Source organism: Streptomyces sp. NBC_01142 (genome assembly GCF_026341125.1).
Lineage (GTDB): Bacteria > Actinomycetota > Actinomycetes > Streptomycetales > Streptomycetaceae > Streptomyces.
This window is the reverse complement of record NZ_JAPEOR010000002.1, coordinates 235,048-250,788: the sequence shown is the minus strand read 5'-3', so window position 1 is coordinate 250,788 and position 15,741 is coordinate 235,048. Positions and strand designations below refer to the sequence as shown.

14 protein-coding genes and 2 pseudogenes are annotated in these 15,741 nt (G+C 69.9%); 10 read left to right on the top strand and 6 right to left on the bottom strand.

All coding sequences use genetic code 11. The features are described from left to right. Window positions 1-65: 65 nt before the first annotated feature. Window positions 66-1,157 (bottom strand): PP2C family protein-serine/threonine phosphatase, encoded by a 1,092-nt coding sequence (locus tag OG883_RS18500; RefSeq protein ID WP_266542296.1) that lies wholly within the window; start codon window positions 1,155-1,157, stop codon window positions 66-68. A gap of 314 nt (window positions 1,158-1,471) precedes the next feature. Continuing rightward, window positions 1,472-2,114, bottom strand: a pseudogene (locus tag OG883_RS46810) (dihydrofolate reductase family protein). 208 nt (window positions 2,115-2,322) lie between these two features. Between OG883_RS46810 and OG883_RS18490 the strand changes: the two are divergent. From OG883_RS18490 to OG883_RS18460, 7 genes and pseudogenes are all read left to right on the top strand, one after another. Beyond that, window positions 2,323-3,110: pseudogene (locus OG883_RS18490) on the top strand (enolase C-terminal domain-like protein); the annotation flags it as partial. Between the two features lie 186 nt (window positions 3,111-3,296). Continuing rightward, on the top strand, window positions 3,297-3,701 hold the full coding sequence (locus OG883_RS18485; protein ID WP_266542292.1) for a hypothetical protein: 405 nt from the start codon (window positions 3,297-3,299) through the stop codon (window positions 3,699-3,701). 342 nt (window positions 3,702-4,043) lie between these two features. Further along, window positions 4,044-5,072 carry an N-acetyl-gamma-glutamyl-phosphate reductase gene (gene argC / locus OG883_RS18480; protein WP_266542290.1) on the top strand — a complete coding sequence of 343 codons (1,029 nt, stop codon included), beginning with the start codon at window positions 4,044-4,046 and terminating at the stop codon, window positions 5,070-5,072. Next, window positions 5,069-6,223: a bifunctional glutamate N-acetyltransferase/amino-acid acetyltransferase ArgJ gene (gene argJ, locus OG883_RS18475; RefSeq protein WP_266542288.1), complete on the top strand. Its 1,155-nt coding sequence runs from the start codon at window positions 5,069-5,071 to the stop codon at window positions 6,221-6,223. The genes argC and argJ overlap by 4 nt, the downstream gene beginning before the upstream one ends. Then, window positions 6,220-7,125, top strand: coding sequence for an acetylglutamate kinase (gene argB, locus OG883_RS18470; RefSeq protein ID WP_266542286.1), 906 nt, complete (start codon window positions 6,220-6,222; stop codon window positions 7,123-7,125). Before argJ ends, argB begins: the two co-directional genes overlap by 4 nt. Next, window positions 7,122-8,336, top strand: a complete 1,215-nt coding sequence (locus tag OG883_RS18465; RefSeq protein WP_266542284.1) for an acetylornithine transaminase — start codon at window positions 7,122-7,124, stop codon at window positions 8,334-8,336. Before argB ends, OG883_RS18465 begins: the two co-directional genes overlap by 4 nt. A gap of 7 nt (window positions 8,337-8,343) precedes the next feature. After that, window positions 8,344-8,892, top strand: a complete 549-nt coding sequence (locus OG883_RS18460) for an arginine repressor (protein ID WP_266542282.1) — start codon at window positions 8,344-8,346, stop codon at window positions 8,890-8,892. Between the two features lie 65 nt (window positions 8,893-8,957). Here OG883_RS18460 and OG883_RS18455 read toward each other — a convergent pair whose 3' ends face one another. Both OG883_RS18455 and OG883_RS18450 read right to left on the bottom strand, forming a co-directional pair. Beyond that, complete coding sequence (locus OG883_RS18455; RefSeq protein WP_266542281.1) at window positions 8,958-9,665, bottom strand: L,D-transpeptidase; 708 nt, start codon at window positions 9,663-9,665, stop codon at window positions 8,958-8,960. A gap of 100 nt (window positions 9,666-9,765) precedes the next feature. Continuing rightward, complete coding sequence (locus OG883_RS18450; protein ID WP_266542280.1) at window positions 9,766-10,353, bottom strand: pyridoxamine 5'-phosphate oxidase family protein; 588 nt, start codon at window positions 10,351-10,353, stop codon at window positions 9,766-9,768. 172 nt (window positions 10,354-10,525) lie between these two features. Here OG883_RS18450 and OG883_RS18445 point away from each other — a divergent pair, with 172 nt between their 5' ends. Both OG883_RS18445 and argH read left to right on the top strand, forming a co-directional pair. Continuing rightward, window positions 10,526-11,719: an argininosuccinate synthase gene (locus OG883_RS18445; protein WP_266542278.1), complete on the top strand. Its 1,194-nt coding sequence runs from the start codon at window positions 10,526-10,528 to the stop codon at window positions 11,717-11,719. 80 nt (window positions 11,720-11,799) lie between these two features. Next, window positions 11,800-13,227: an argininosuccinate lyase gene (gene argH, locus OG883_RS18440; RefSeq protein ID WP_266542276.1), complete on the top strand. Its 1,428-nt coding sequence runs from the start codon at window positions 11,800-11,802 to the stop codon at window positions 13,225-13,227. 3 nt (window positions 13,228-13,230) lie between these two features. Here the strand turns inward: argH and OG883_RS18435 are convergent, their stop codons facing one another. Both OG883_RS18435 and OG883_RS18430 read right to left on the bottom strand, forming a co-directional pair. After that, the gene (locus OG883_RS18435) at window positions 13,231-13,737 is read right to left on the bottom strand and encodes an HAD domain-containing protein (protein WP_266542274.1); all 507 of its coding nucleotides are present in this window, start codon (window positions 13,735-13,737) and stop codon (window positions 13,231-13,233) included. 127 nt (window positions 13,738-13,864) lie between these two features. After that, window positions 13,865-14,419, bottom strand: a complete 555-nt coding sequence (locus OG883_RS18430; protein ID WP_266542273.1) for a CGNR zinc finger domain-containing protein — start codon at window positions 14,417-14,419, stop codon at window positions 13,865-13,867. A gap of 56 nt (window positions 14,420-14,475) precedes the next feature. On the opposite strand from OG883_RS18430, the gene OG883_RS18425 reads away from it, so the two are divergent. Further along, complete coding sequence (locus tag OG883_RS18425; protein WP_266542271.1) at window positions 14,476-15,714, top strand: MFS transporter; 1,239 nt, start codon at window positions 14,476-14,478, stop codon at window positions 15,712-15,714. Window positions 15,715-15,741 lie beyond the last annotated feature (27 nt).

The window sequence follows — 15,741 nt, the reverse complement described above, 5'->3', positions numbered from 1 at the left end:
GGGCGAACCTCGAGTGTGTGACATCGAGGTCGAGTGGTGCGGGCCGCTCACTGGGACTCCGTGCCTCAGGGCTCATACAGGCGTACGGCGAGGGCGGCGATGTCGTCGTCAAGGCGTCCTCTGCTGTAGCGGAGAAGATCGCGGTGAAGAGCCGTGAGCAGTTCGCGGGGCGGTGTCGGGGGCTGTCGACGCATCCAAGCTGCCAGCGGGAAGAACTCGCCGTCGCGGGCGCGGGCCTCGGCGATCCCGTCGGTATAGAGAAGCAGCAGGTCGTTGGGGGCGAAGTCGAAGGTGTCGACGGTGTACTGATCGCCGATCAGCTCCGCGAGGCTGAGCAGTGGCGATGGGGTGGCCGGCTCGAGGACACGGAGCTTCCCGCGGTTCAGCAGCAGCGGCGGAGGGTGTCCGCAGTTGAGGATGTTGATACGTCTGCCCTCGTGCGGGATCTCGACGAGAAGGGCGGTGGCGAAGCGCTCCATCGGCCCCTCGGGGGGAAAGGCGGCGTTGTAACGGGTGCTGCTGGCGTCCAGCCTGCGTGCGACGTTGACCATGTCGGTCTCGCCGTAGGCCGCCTCCCGGAAGGCGTTGACGATCGCCGCGGCCGCCCCCACTGCCGGCAGGCCCTTGCCCCGCACGTCACCGATGAGCAGCCTGACCCCGTATGGCGTGTCGACCACCTCGTAGAAATCCCCGCCGATGCGGGCCTCCGCCGCAGCCGCGAGATACAGCGACTCGATCTCGATGCCGCCGATGCGACGTGGCGGAGGGCTCAGCACCACCTGCTGCGCCGCGTCCGCGACGAGCCGTACCTGGAAGAGCGTGCGCTCCCGCTGGAGCCGGACATGGCTTCCGTACGCGGCGGCCACGGTAACCGCGATGATCCCCGCGGCCGTCCACCACGTCCCCAGATCGGGGAAGACGAGACTGAGGCCGATCATCAGCAAGAGGCAGACCGTCCCGAGCAGGACGGTGGGGAGCACCGGCCACATGGCGGCGGCGAGGGCCGGCGCCGCGGGCAGGAGGCGGCTGAAGGCCATTTCCGGCGGAGTGGTGTATGCCAGGCTGGCGATGACGACGGTCAGGATGACCGGCGACAGCCGCACAAGTCTTCCCGGGCCGGGGCGCCTGCGGAGCCGCGGCCGTCCAGACTCGATCACACTTCCCAGAATATCTGTGCAATGGGGGCATAGCGCTCTGACGAACAGAGTCGGCTGCCCGCCCCTCCCGCTCAACAGTCGATGAGTGCCCCCATGGCCCGCGCCACTCAAACTTTGCTGTCACTGATCAACCTTTGCCGGCGCAGGACAACTGTGACTGGCGCGCCACCTGGCCCGGACAACTTCGATGCCCAGATTCCGATCACCCTCACCGCGCTGCGGTCTCTCCGGCCTGGGGCAGGGTGGGCAGCCTGGCGGCCAATATCCCGGTGCCCGTTGCGCAGCGGCGCGGGCCCACCAGGCGGGGGGTGACCTCAGTCGTCGCTTCCGGCGCCGCGATCGGGTGCGCTCATGTCGCCCGTCGCGGGAGTGCCGTCGGCGAGCCCGTAGCGCAGGTACACGGTGCCCTTCGGACTGGCTACCGGGGGTGCGAGGAGCGTGACGTTGGTGGGCACCGCGCCATCGTCGAACACCTTCTTCCCGACGCCGAGCACGATCGGGTGCAGCCAGAGATCGAGACGGTCGAAGAGCTTCTCGCGCAGGAGGGTCTGCACGAGGTTCAGGCTCCCGACGACCTACGTGCTCGTGCCGCTCACGGATCTCACGCACCGCGGCGGCGAGGTCCGGGCCGAGCTGCATGGACCCGGCCCACGAGAGGTCGGGCCTGCCGCGAGAGGCCACGTACTTCGGGACGCTGTTGAAGAGCGTGGCGATCTCGTTGTCCTCGCCACCCTCCTGGTGAGGCCAGTAGGCGGCGAAGATGTCGTACGTCCGCCGGCCGAGCAGGAGGGCGTCCGTGCCCTCGTACGCGGCACCGACCTGCGCCCCGGCGACCTCGTCCAGCAGGGGCGCCTGCCAGCCGCCGAACGGGAACCCCGCCGGGTCCTCGTCGGGGCCGCCGGGCGCCTGCCCGACGAGGTCGAGGGTCGCGAACAGCTCGATGTGGATGAGGCCCATGGCTTACTCCCGATGAGTCGGTTGTCTCCGTCAAGGGATAGACCTGCGGGTGCCCGCAGACTCATCGCCTCGACGGAACCGGCTTCACCCGGTCGGGCGGAATGACCACGAGACTCCGGCGCTACCGTGAAGGAGGGCCCGCCGCGGAGCGGCTGTGTCACTGCGGTGGTGCGTGCTCTCGGCGTGCCGGCCGGAAGTCCTCGTACGGGGCGCGGACACCTTCGCGGAAGCCGTCCGCATGGGCAGCGAGGTCTTCTGGCCGCCGGGCACTCCACGGGCGTCGGCGACGAGGGTGGCTTCGCGCCGGCGCTGCGCACCGCTGAGGAGGCGCTCGACTTCGTGATGACCGCCATCGAGCGCACCGGCTACCGCCCCGGCACGGACATCGGCCTGGTCATGGACCCGGCGTCGTCGGAGTTCTTCCGCGACGGGGTGTACGACTATGCGGGCGAGGGGGTGCGCCGCACCCTCTCCGAGCACGCCGACTACCTGGCCAAGCTCATCGACGCCTACCCGGTCGTCTCCATCGAGGACCCGATGGCGGAGAACGACCTGGACGGCTGGCGCGAGCTGACCGCCCGCGTCGGCGACCGCTGTCAGCTCACCGGCGACGACGTTTTCTGCACCAACGAGACGCTGCTGCGCGAGGGCATCCGCACCGGCGTCGGCAACTCGGTCCTGGTCAAGGTCAATCAGATCGGGACCCTGACCGAGGCGCTGGCCGCGGTGACCACGGCCCACCAGGCGGGCTGGACGGCTGTCATGTCGCACCGCTCGGGCGAGACGGAGGACACCACCATCGCGGATCTGGCGGTGGCGACCGGCTGCGGTCAGATCAAGACCGGCTCGCTCTCCCGCTCCGACCGCACGGCGAAGTACAACCAACTGATCCGGATCGAAGAGGAGTTGGGCGACTCGGCGCGCTTCGCGGGCCGCTCCGCACTGCGTCGGGCGTGGCCAGGGAACCGTTCCCCCGGATCCTGCGTGACCTCTTGACGTGTTGTCGGCTGGTGATGGGGGACCCGAATGAAAGCTCGGACGATGGTGAGCGTGGCGGTATCGGCCTGTGTGGCGCTGGTGGCGTGCGCGTGCGGTCCGGAGAAATCGAAGGAGGACACGGACGCGAAGCCTTCGCGGCCGTCCGCGTCTACGCCGGCCGAAGAGCCGTCGGCCACGCCGTCCGTGTCCGCTCGGACCGAGAAGCCGTCGGCCGAGCCAACCGGCGACCAGCCCGCACCCAGGACGAAGGAGGGCGCGATCCAGCGGTACGAGCAGTACCTCCACGCCCTGGGCCGTGAGGACATCGACACGGTCTGCGAGGTGGCCGGGCCCGCCGCGAAGAAGGCACAGGACCAGGGGTCCGGCCCGTGCACGTCGACGTACTCCGCCGTGTTCCAGATGATCTCGCCCACGCAGAAGAAGGCCCTGCTGACCGCGACGGTCGACCCGCAGCGCATCGCCGTGCGCACGCCTGACAAGATCGAGATGCCGGTCGAAGCGGTCAGGGCTTCCACAACCTTCTCCGAGAGCGACCTCGGCAGCTACACCCTGGAGTACCTCAAGAACGATTGGTACATCACCGACTGAACCCGACGCGTCGTACGCGGAGCCGCCCGACGGACGGCTCCGCGTGCACGCCACCCGGTGGCCGGTCGACCGGCGCCCGCGAGCCTGGTGGTCGCCGATTGTCGTTCCCCGGACAGCCTCCTACTGAGTGCCTTCCGCCGAGCCCGTGCACCACACGTGTTGCACCGTTATGGCCGTCCTGACCGCTTGACTTGGCGACCGCATCGCAGGGGAAGAACGGCAGCGGAGGCAACTCAGGGCATTCGCCGGCTCAGGCACATCAACGGCCGGTCGCAAGATTCTTCTCGTTGCATAAAACTGCGATGCTGCGTATAGTCATGCCATCAGCGATGGAGGGTTCCGATGACGGTACGAGCAGCAGTGGCAGGAGCGAGTGGATACGCGGGCGGGGAACTGCTCCGCCTGCTCCTCGCCCACCCCGGGATCGAGATCGGTGCCCTGACCGCCAATTCCAACGCGGGCCAGTGGCTCGGCAGCCTCCAGCCGCATCTGCTCCCGCTCGCCGGACGCGTACTCGAGCCGACCACCCCCGAAGTGCTCGCCGGGCACGATGTCGTCTTCCTCGCCCTGCCCCACGGGCAGTCCGCGGCCGTCGCGGAGCAGCTCGGCGACGAGGTCCTCGTCATCGACATGGGTGCCGACTTCCGGTTGGAGGACGCCGGTGACTGGGAGACGTTCTACGGCTCGCCGCACGCCGGGACCTGGCCCTACGGCCTCCCCGAGCTGCCGGGCGCCCGTGCCGCGCTGCGCGGGGCCAAGCGCGTCGCGGTACCCGGCTGCTACCCCACCGCCGTCTCGCTCGCCCTCTTCCCCGCGTACGCCGCCGGGCTCGCCGAGCCCGAGGCCGTGATCGTCGCCGCCACCGGCACGTCCGGCGCGGGCAAGGCGCTCAAGCCGCATCTGCTCGGCTCCGAGGTGATGGGCTCGATGAGCCCGTACGGCGTCGGCGGCAGCCACCGGCACACTCCCGAAATGATCCAGAACCTGAGCGCTGTGGCGGGGGAGCGGGTCGCTGTTTCCTTCACTCCGACCCTCGCGCCCATGGCCCGTGGCATTCTCGCCACATGCAGCGCGAAGGCCAGGCCGGGCACGACGGCGCACGACGTGCGGGGAGCCTACGAAAAGGCACTCCAGGACGAGCCGTTCGTCCACCTGCTCCCGGAGGGGCAGTGGCCCGCCACCGCGTCCGTCTACGGCTCCAACGCCGTCCAGATCCAGGTCGCGTACGACGAGGCCGCCGGCCGCATCATCGCGATCAGCGCCATCGACAACCTCACCAAGGGCACCGCAGGTGGCGCGGTGCAGAGCATGAACCTCGCCCTCGGGCTCACCGAGGACAACGGACTTTCCACGATCGGAGTAGCACCGTGAGCGTCACGGCAGCCAAGGGATTCTCGGCGGCGGGCATTGCCGCCGGGATCAAGGAGAACGGCAACCCGGACCTGGCCCTCGTGGTCAACAACGGTCCGAGCCGCGCCGCCGCGGGCGTTTTCACCTCCAACCGCGTCAAGGCCGCGCCCGTCCTCTGGTCGGAGCAGGTGCTCAAGGGCGGCGACGTCACCGCAGTCGTCCTCAACTCCGGTGGCGCCAACGCCTGTACGGGCCCCCAGGGCTTCCAGGACACCCATGCCACGGCCGAGCATGTCGCCGAGGTCCTCGGCGGGCACAGCGCCGGCGAGATCGCCGTCGCCTCCACCGGTCTGATCGGTCTGCTGCTCCCGATGGACAAGGTCCTCGCCGGAGTGGAGAAGGCGGCAGCCGAACTGTCCGCGCACGGCGGCGAGAAGGCCGCCATCGCCATCAAGACGACCGACTCCGTCCACAAGACCGCCGTCGCCGAGGCCGAGGGCTGGACCGTCGGCGGCATGGCCAAGGGTGCGGGCATGCTCGCCCCCGGCCTCGCCACCATGCTCGTGGTCCTCACCACCGACGCCGACCTCGACGCCGCGGTTCTCGACAAGGCCCTGCGCGACGCCACCCGGCAGACCTTCGACCGGGTCGACTCCGACGGCTGCATGTCCACCAACGACACCGTTCTGCTGCTCGCCTCCGGGGCCAGCGGGATCAGCCCCCGGTACGAGGAGTTCGCCGCGGCCGTACGGACCGTCTGCGACGACCTGGCCCGCCAGCTGATCGGCGACGCCGAGGGCGCCAGCAAGGACATCCGTATCGAGGTGATCAACGCGGCGACCGAGGACGACGCCGTCGAGGTGGGCCGCTCCATCGCCCGCAACAACCTCCTCAAGTGCGCCATCCACGGGGAGGACCCCAACTGGGGCCGGGTGCTCTCCGCCATCGGCACCACCAGGGCAGCCTTCGAACCGGACCAGCTGAACGTCGCCATCAACGACGTCTGGGTCTGCAAGAAGGGCAGCGTCGGCGAGGACCGGGAGCTGGTCGACATGCGCTACCGCGAAGTGAAGATCACCGCCGATCTTGCCGCCGGGTCCGAGTCCGCCGTCATCTGGGCGAACGATCTCACCGCCGACTACGTCCACGAGAACAGCGCGTACTCCTCATGAGCTCCCGCAAGCACACCGCGCTGCCGAAGGCCGAGATCCTCATCGAGGCGCTGCCCTGGCTCACCCGGCACCACGGCAAGACCGTCGTCATCAAGTTCGGCGGCAACGCCATGGTCGACGAGGACCTCAAGGCCGCCTTCGCCCAGGACGTCGTCTTCCTGCGCCACGCCGGACTCAAGCCGGTCGTGGTCCACGGTGGCGGTCCGCAGATCAGCGCCCAGCTCGACAAACACGGCCTGGTGAGCGAGTTCAAGGCGGGCCTGCGGGTCACCACCTCCGAAGCCATGGACGTCGTACGGATGGTGCTGGCCGGTCAGGTCCAGCGCGAGCTCGTCGGGCTGCTCAACCAGCACGGCCCGCTCGCCGTCGGTATGACCGGCGAGGACGCGCACACCATCACCGCCACCAAGCATCTGCCGCAGATCGACGGCGAGCTGGTCGACATCGGCCGGGTCGGCGAGATCACCAAGATCGACACGGGGGCCATCGAGGCGCTCCTGGAGGACGGCCGTATCCCGGTCATCTCCTCCATCGCGCGCTCCGCGGACGACAGCCATGTCTACAACGTCAACGCCGACACCGCGGCGGCCGCGCTGGCGGCGGCGCTCGGCGCCGAGACGCTGATGGTCCTCACCGATGTCGAGGGCCTCTACGAGGACTGGCCCAACAGCGACGACGTGATCCGACGGCTCACCGCCCTGCAACTGGAGAAGCTGCTGCCCGATCTCTCCAGCGGCATGGTCCCCAAGATGGAGGGCTGTCTGTTCGCCGTACGCAACGGGGTCAACACGGCCCGCGTGATCGACGGCCGCGTCCAGCACTCGATCCTGCTGGAAATCTTCACCGATGAGGGAATCGGCACGATGGTCGTGCCGGACGGACAAGAAGGGGGAGCACAGTGACCGGCAACGAGGAGCTCGCGCAGCGCTGGCAGAGTGTGATGACCGACAACTACGGCACGCCGAAGCTGTCCCTGGTCCGTGGCGCGGGCGCAAAGGTCTGGGACGCGGACGGCGCCGAGTACACCGACTTCGTCGGCGGGATCGCCGTGAACGCGCTCGGCCACGCCCACCCCGCCGTCGTCGAGGCCGTCTCCCGCCAGATCGCCTCCCTCGGTCATGTCTCCAACCTCTATGCCGCCGAGCCGCCCGTCGCGCTCGCCGAGCGCCTGATCCAGCTCTTCGGCCGCCCCGGACGCGTCTACTTCTCCAACTCCGGCGCGGAGGCCAACGAAGCCGCCTTCAAGATCGGCCGGCTGACGGGGCGCACGCACATGGTCGCCACCTCCGGCGGCTTCCACGGGCGGACGATGGGCGCCCTCGCGCTGACCGGCCAGCCGGCGAAGCAGCAGCCGTTCCTGCCGTTGCCGGGAGACGTCACCCATGTCCCGTACGGCGACGTCGAAGCGCTGCGGGCCCAGGTCACCGAAGAGACCGCACTGGTGATCATCGAACCCGTCCAGGGCGAGAACGGTGTGGTCGTCCCGCCCAAGGGCTATCTCGAGGCCGCTCGGGAGATCACCCGGGCCACCGGCACGCTGCTCGTCCTCGACGAGGTCCAGACGGGCATCGGACGGACCGGCCACTGGTTCGCGTACCAGGCCCATCAGGGCGTCGAGCCGGATGTCGTCACGCTCGCCAAGGGGCTCGGCGGCGGGCTCCCGATCGGCGCGACCGTCGTCTTCGGCGAGACCGCCGAGCTGCTGAAGCCCGGCCACCACGGATCGACGTTCGGTGGCAACCCGGTCGCGTGCGCCGCCGGACTGGCCGTTCTCGACACCCTCGCGGCCGACGGAGCGCTCGACGAGGTGAAGCGGCTCGGTGAGAAACTGCGCCAGGGAGTGGAGTCGCTGGGCCACCCACTCGTCTCCCACGTCCGCGGTGCCGGCCTGCTGCTGGGTATGGTGCTTACGGAGTCCCTCGCGCCCCAGGTGCAGCAGGCGGCTCAGGGTGCCGGCTTCCTGGTGAACGCTCCCGCCCCCGATGTCGTACGGTTCATGCCGCCGCTGATCATCGGTGACGCGGAAGTGAACGCGTTCCTCGAAGCGCTTCCCGGCATCCTCGACGGGGGCGGCGCAGCATCGCAGCCTGGGGAAGGACGATCCGGAGAATGAGACGACGATGATCGAGGCGCACGACACCGAGCACGGCTCCGAGCACGGCGGGCCCGCCGTACCGCAGACCCGCACGGCCCGCCACCGCCGGATTGTGGACATCCTCAACCGGCAGCCGGTGCGCTCGCAGAGCCAGCTGGCCAAGCTCCTCGGGGACAACGGACTGAGCGTCACCCAGGCGACGCTCTCCCGCGACCTCGACGAGCTGGGCGCGGTGAAGATCCGCAACACGGGCGGCGAGCTGATCTACGCGGTGCCCAGCGAGGGCGGCTACCGCACCCCGCAGGCGCCGCTCGGCGGGTCGGCGAAGGAGGAGCGCATGCGGCGTCTCTCCGGCGAACTGCTGATCTCCGCCGAGGCCTCGGCCAACCTCGTGGTGCTGCGTACGCCGCCGGGCGCGGCCCAGTTCCTCGCCTCGGCCATCGACCAGGCGGAACTGCACGACATCCTCGGCACCATCGCGGGCGACGACACGCTGTTGCTCATCAGCCGTGACCCGGTGGGCGGTCAGGCGCTCGCGGACCATCTGCTGCGACTGGCCCAGAACGACCGCTGAGTGCGCCGCACCCGGGGTGCTGTGCGCGGTGTGCCGGGCACCTCGTCGCAGGGCGCGCCGGTGCGTCAGTAGCGGGTGATGGCCGTGGGCCCCGAACCGGTTCCGATGGCGATGTGCGGATCGCGCCGCGGCTCGGCCCAGGCCAGGATCCGGCGCATGGCCCCTTCCGGCACCGACACACAACCGGCCGTCGCGCCACGCCCGTTGACGTGGAGGAAGATCCCGGCGCCCCGGCCGCGCACCGGTCGGTGGTAGTTGAAGCCGATGACCAGGGCATGGGCGTACTGCGTCGTGTAGGTGGCCAGCTGCTCGGACTCGGCCGCCCGGCAGTCGGCGGGCAGCCCCTCCACCCAGCGGTTGTACGAGCGGGACCGGTTGTCCTGACACCACCAGGACCTCTCGGTCACCCGGCGGTAGGCGTAGTCGGTCCCCGCGGGCGCGCCCCGGACACCGAAGGCGTACGGCAGCTCGTACAGCCCGGTCGGTGTGGTGGACGTGCCCTGCGTCCGGCCGCGGCCTTCGACCAGCCCCTTCGCGCCGAACCGCGCCGGGGACGAGCCGGCAGCCACCCACCGCCCGCCGGGAAGCCGGTCCCACCAGGTCACTCTCCCGGTGGTGGAGCCGGCGCCGGGAGCCTCGGCGGTGATCAGCTGTGTGCCGCCGCCGGTGTGGGCCATCCGCTCGGGGAGCGGGACCGGGGGCCGGGGCCCGGCCGCGACCGTACCGGCGGCGAGCAGGAGCAGAACGGAGCCGAGTACGAGTCCGGGGCGCATGGTTCACGACCGTACGCGCGCCCCGGTCCATGCGCCGCCCGGACTGCTCCGCACGGTGGTCAGGACCGCGGCAGTGGGCACAGTGGTGCGTACGTACGGGTCAGTCGCTGCGCGCCGGGAGCGGAAGCGGCAGCGCCGGCAGCCCGTCCAGGCTCACCCCGAGGTGGTCCTTCCGCTCGCAGTACGCGGCGAACTCCTCGTCCGACTTACGGCCGAAGTACTCCGCGTGCTGGGTGCGCTCTTCCTGGTACTCCATGAAGGGCACGGCGAAGCCGCAGGCGTCGCTGATCCGCTGGGCGCGGACGACGATGATCGCGCGGGCGCTCGGCCCGTCGACCTCGGTGAAGTGCGTGATGAACCCGGCCCAGCGCGGGTCGTCCCGGAAGATCGCCTCACCCCGGCCGTGCACCCGCAGCACCTTGGGCGGGCCGCTGAAGGCGCACCACATCAGGGTGATGCGGCCGTTGCTCTCCTCGCGGACATGGGCGATGGTCTCGGCGCCGCTGCCGCCGAAGTCGAGATAGGCGAGCGTCAGCTCGTCGATGACGACGAGCGTGCCGCTGCGGCCCTTGGGGGAGAGGTTGATGTGGCCGTCGCCGCTGAGAGGTGCCGTCGCGGTGAAGAAGACGGGCTGCTGCTCGATGAAGCTGCGGATGCGGCCTTCTATTCGTTCGTAACGTTGACCCATGCAGGGGATTATCCCCCGGATGATCAACCGTACGGCGGGCCGTCTCTCCGGTGATCGCCGAACGGAGCCACCAGAAATGCCGGTGTGCGGTGATCAGAAGGACCGCGTTGACAAAACATACGGAGGACTGCATAGTTATACCCATCAGCGTATGCATCGTGAGGAGAAACCAGTGACCGAGCGCGTCGTACTCGCCTACTCGGGAGGCCTGGACACCTCCGTCGCCATCGGCTGGATCGCCGAGGAGACGGGCGCCGAGGTCATCGCCGTTGCTGTGGACGTCGGCCAGGGCGGCGAGGACCTGGACGTCATCCGCAAGCGCGCGCTCGCCTGCGGTGCGGTCGAGGCCGAGGTCGCCGACGCCAAGGACGAGTTCGCCGACGAGTACTGCCTCCCGGCGATCAAGGCCAACGCCCTCTACATGGACCGCTACCCGCTGGTCTCCGCCCTCTCGCGGCCGACGATCGTCAAGCACCTCGTCGCCGCGGCCAAGAAGCACAACGCCGGCATCGTGGCTCACGGCTGCACCGGCAAGGGCAATGACCAGGTGCGGTTCGAGGCCGGTATCTCCGCCCTCGGCCCCGACCTGAAGTGCATCGCGCCGGTCCGTGACTACGCGATGACCCGGGACAAGGCGATCGCCTTCTGCGAGGAGAAGCAGCTCCCGATCACGACCACCAAGAAGTCCCCGTACTCCATCGACCAGAACGTCTTCGGGCGGGCCGTCGAGACGGGCTTCCTGGAGGACATCTGGAACGCGCCGATCGAGGACATCTACGAGTACACCTCGAATCCGGCGGAGCCGCGCGAGGCCGACGAGGTCGTCATCTCCTTCAAGGAGGGCGTCCCGGTCGCCATCGACGGCAAGCCCGTCACCGTCCTGCAGGCGATCCAGCAGCTCAACGAGCGGGCCGGCGCGCAGGGCATCGGCCGGATCGACATCGTCGAGGACCGGCTCGTGGGCATCAAGTCCCGTGAGGTCTACGAGGCTCCGGGCGCGATCGCGCTGATCACCGCCCACCAGGAGCTGGAGAACGTCACCGTCGAGCGCGAGCTGGCCCGCTACAAGCGGCAGGTCGAGCAGCGCTGGGGCGAGATGGTCTACGACGGCCTGTGGTTCTCCCCGCTCAAGCGCGCCCTGGACGGCTTCATCAACGAGGCCAACCAGCACGTCACCGGCGACATCCGGATGACCCTGCACGGCGGCCGCGCCGTCGTCACCGGCCGGAAGTCCGAGGAGTCGCTGTACGACTTCAACCTCGCGACGTACGACTCGGGCGACACCTTCGACCAGTCCAAGGCACAGGGCTTCATCGAGATCTTCGGCCTGTCGTCGAAGATCGCCGCGAAGCGTGACCTCGCCTGATCCCGACTCGTTCGCCAGGCGCCTCCCCGTTCCTGCGCGGCAGGGAGGCGTTTGCACAGCCAAGCTTTTGAGGAGCAGCAGTGAGCAGCAACAACGGTGATGTACGGCTCTGGGGCGGCCGTTTCGCCGACGGCCCGGCCGAGGCGCTGGCCAAGCTGTCCGCGTCCGTTCACTTCGACTGGCGGCTCGCGCCGTACGACATCGCGGGCTCGCGTGCGCACGCGCGCGTGCTCCACAAGGCCGGGCTGCTCACCGAGGACGAGCTCCGGCGCATGCTGGCGGGCCTCGACCGGCTCGAAGCGGATGTCGCCGACGGCTCCTTCGTCGGCACGATCGCCGACGAGGACGTGCACACCGCCCTGGAGCGCGGCCTCCTGGAGCGCCTCGGCGTCGATCTCGGCGGCAAGCTGCGCGCCGGCCGCTCCCGCAACGACCAGGTCGCCACGCTCTTCCGGATGTACCTGCGCGATCACGCACGCATCATCGGCGGCCTGATCGCCGAGCTCCAGGACGCCCTGGTCGGCCTCGCCGAGGCGCACCCGGGCGTCGCCATGCCGGGCCGTACGCACCTCCAGCACGCCCAGCCGGTGCTCTTCGCCCACCATGTCCTGGCCCATGTCCAGTCGCTGTCCCGGGACGCCGAGCGGCTGCGTCAGTGGGACGACCGCACGGCCGTCTCCCCGTACGGCTCCGGGGCGCTGGCCGGCTCGTCGCTCGGACTCGACCCCGAGGCCGTCGCTGCGGACCTCGGCTTCGAGCGCGGCAGCGTCGGCAACTCCATCGACGGCACGGCCTCCCGTGACTTCGTCGCGGAGTTCGCCTTCATCACCGCGATGATCGGCGTGAACCTCTCCCGGATCGCGGAGGAGGTCATCATCTGGAACACGAAGGAGTTCTCCTTCGTCACCCTGCACGATGCCTTCTCGACCGGCTCGTCGATCATGCCGCAGAAGAAGAACCCGGACATCGCCGAGCTGGCGCGCGGCAAGTCCGGCCGTCTGATCGGCAATCTGACCGGGCTGCTGGCGACGCTCAAGGCCCTCCCGCTCGCTTACAACCGCGATCTGCAGGAGGACAAGGAACCGGTCTTCGACTCCTGCGACCAACTGGAAGTCCTGCTGCCGGCGTTCACCGGGATGATGGCCACGCTCACGGTCAACCGGGAGCGGATGGAGGAGCTCGCCCCGGCCGGCTTCTCGCTCGCCACCGACATCGCCGAGTGGCTGGTCAAGCAGGGCGTGCCGTTCCGGGTCGCGCACGAGGTCGCCGGCGAGTGCGTCAAGGAGTGCGAGCAGCACGGCATCGAGCTCGACCAGCTCACCGACGAGCAGTTCGCGAAGATCTCCGAGCACCTCACGCCCGAGGTGCGTACGGTCCTCGACGTCCCGGGCGCGCTGGCCTCCCGCAGCGGCCGCGGCGGTACGGCTCCGTCGGCCGTCGCCACCCAGCTGATCGAGGTCAAGGCCAACCTGGTGATCCAGCACGCCTGGGCCACCGCGAAGAGGTAACCGCTAGAGAGCCGCCGCCCAGTCCGCGAGCGCGTCGAAGTCCGGCCGGAGCAGTCCGAGCCGCGGGTCGATGTTCAGCAACAGGGCGGCGGTCAGGTGGTGTTGATCCACCCATTCGTGGTCCATCGCCGTGATGTCGTCGTCGATCCAGGCGAACGGCCGCCCGGCTGCGTACTCCAGGATGTACTGCGTCTTCCAGAAGGTCCCGCGAGGGGCCTTCCCGTGCATCTGGGGCCAGTCGATGAACGGCAACTCCGGAAGCCCCAGTTGCGGGCCTATCCATCGATTGGCCTCGCCCTTCCAGGTCGTCGCCCAGACCGGTTCGTACCACTCGGCCAGGGCGAGCAGCTCCGCCCCGTGCCCGGGGTTGAGCCAGACGCGCAGTGGCTTGGTATCCGTCCATCCCGAAGGGTGCATCCGGTGCGTGGTGTAACCCTGCGGTCTGCGCTGCGCCTTCGCGGCGTACGGATTGAGCGGACCGTCGATGTCGATCAGCAGTAGAGGCTTCATGGGTAAGGGCTCCTGAGCTCGAATGCGCGGCACCGAGGCGCCGCGGCACCGCGGTTCGTGGGTTGCCGCGGTTCAGACGTTGCCGCGGTTCAGTGGTTGCCGCGGTTCAGTGGTTCAGCGGGACATGTCAGGCGCGCGAGCGCCGGTGGGCCGCCACGCGTTCACGGGTCGCGCACCGGCGCGAGCAGTAGCGGCGTACGGGGCCGCTGCCCTGCGCGAGAAAGACGTTCCGGCAGCTGGGCGACGCGCAGATGCCGCCGGGCGGGCGCTGGCGGTCCCAGACGAGGACGGTCAGCGCCATACAGGACGAGGCGAGGAACCATTCGCCCCAGGGCGCGTCGTCGTCGCTGTCGAGGTGCGGGTGCCAGGGGGTGCGACCGCCGTGCGAGGTGAGGCGGACGGCGCCGGTGCTCTGCGCCAGCAGGCGGTTCAGTACGGCCGCGGCGACATCGACATCATCGGTGGCGAACACCTCGCGCAGCAACAGGGCGGCGGCGCGCAGTTCCGCGATGTCATCGGCGGAAAGCTTCGCCGGGCCGGTCTCGCCGTGTTCGCGCAGCACCAGGGCGACCGTGTCCGCCGCCGGGTTCTCGTCGGACAGGGCATTGATGAGGGCGGCGGTTCGCCGGGCGTTGGTCTGCACCGAATGCCGGGTGGACCAGTCGTCGTTGGTGGACGGCACTCATCGAATGTAACGCATCTGGTCAACTTTTGAGTTACCTGCGTAACGTCATCTGCATGAAAAAGCGTTACGCGCTGAGGCGGTACGTCTCCGGCGCAGCCGCGGCCCGCACCGGCGACGAGATGTCGGGCCCGGCACTCTTGCTGGCGGGCCTCGCGGTCACAGGGTCGGCCTCCTCGGCATCGTCCCTGCTGGCGGGCCTCACGATCTCGGCGGCGGTCGGCGGCCCCGTCTTCGGCGTACTGCTCGACCGGTCCGCCAGGCCGGGTCGCCTGCTGACCGGGGCGCTCGCCGTCTATGCGTCGGCGCTCGTCGTGATCCTGCTGAGCCTCGGTCGTCTCCCGGTCGCCCTCACGGTCCTGATCGCGGTGTTCGCGGGCCTGCTGGGGCCGGCGCTGTCCGGCGGGTGGACCTCACAGCTGCCCCGCGTGGTCTCTCCCGGCGAGCTGCCGCGCGCGAACGCGCTCGACGCGATGACCTTCAACTTCGCAAGCCTGGTGGGCCCGGCGCTGGCCGGGGTCGTGGCGGGGGTGTCCGGGGCGTCGGCCGGTGTGATCGTGTCCGTCGTGCTGATCTGTCTCGCACTGCCCGCGGCCCGGGCGCTGCCTGCGGTCCGTCCGGCCCCCACCCCGGCCCCCACCCCGGTGCAGGGCCCGGCGCAGGGCCCGGCGCCCGTCCCGACGTCTGTGCCGGGGGCAGTGCCGGCGCCCCCGTCCGTCGTCGCGGACCTCGCCGCCGGATTCCGGGCCATCGTCCGCGCCCGGCCCCTGGCCCGCGCCACGGCCGCCTCGGTGATCGCCTGTGTGGCCGAGGGCATGCTGATCGCGTGCAGCCCACTGCTGGGAGAGCGGGTCCTCGGCGGGGCGGGCCGCGGGGCGATCCTCCTCTCCGGCATTGCCGTCGCGGCGCTCGCGGCCAACGCCGTACTCTCCCGCCACCCCGCACTGATGCGTCCGGACACCGTTGTCTGGTGCAGCACGCTCGTCCTCGCGGCCGCCCTTCTCCTCGCGGCCACCGCCCGACCCGCCCTGCTCGTCGCCGCGGTGGTGCTGGCCGGTATCGGCGAAGGACCGAGGCTCACCGCCCTGTTCGCGGTCCGCCACCGCGAGGCGCCCGAGCGTCTGCGGAGCCAGATCTTCACCACGGGCGCGAGCCTGAAGCTCACCGGATTCGCCGTGGGCGCGGGCATCGCCGGGCCGCTCGCCGCCCGGTCGCTACCCGCCGCGTTGGTCGCCGCTGCGGGGTTCGCGCTCCTTGCCGCCCTGAGCTACGCGCCGATGAGACATTGGCGATGAGACGTTCATGTCTCATATGGGCTATGG

Coding starts and splice junctions, on each gene's coding strand:
- OG883_RS18455 (WP_266542281.1), bottom strand. CDS start 9,665: ATGCGCCCCGGACTCGTACTCGGCTCCGTTCTGCTCCTGCTCGCCGCC.
- argC (WP_266542290.1), top strand. CDS start 4,044: ATGACGGTACGAGCAGCAGTGGCAGGAGCGAGTGGATACGCGGGCGGG.
- OG883_RS18460 (WP_266542282.1), top strand. CDS start 8,344: ATGATCGAGGCGCACGACACCGAGCACGGCTCCGAGCACGGCGGGCCC.
- OG883_RS18425 (WP_266542271.1), top strand. CDS start 14,476: ATGAAAAAGCGTTACGCGCTGAGGCGGTACGTCTCCGGCGCAGCCGCG.
- argB (WP_266542286.1), top strand. CDS start 6,220: ATGAGCTCCCGCAAGCACACCGCGCTGCCGAAGGCCGAGATCCTCATC.
- OG883_RS18435 (WP_266542274.1), bottom strand. CDS start 13,737: ATGAAGCCTCTACTGCTGATCGACATCGACGGTCCGCTCAATCCGTAC.
- OG883_RS18450 (WP_266542280.1), bottom strand. CDS start 10,353: ATGGGTCAACGTTACGAACGAATAGAAGGCCGCATCCGCAGCTTCATC.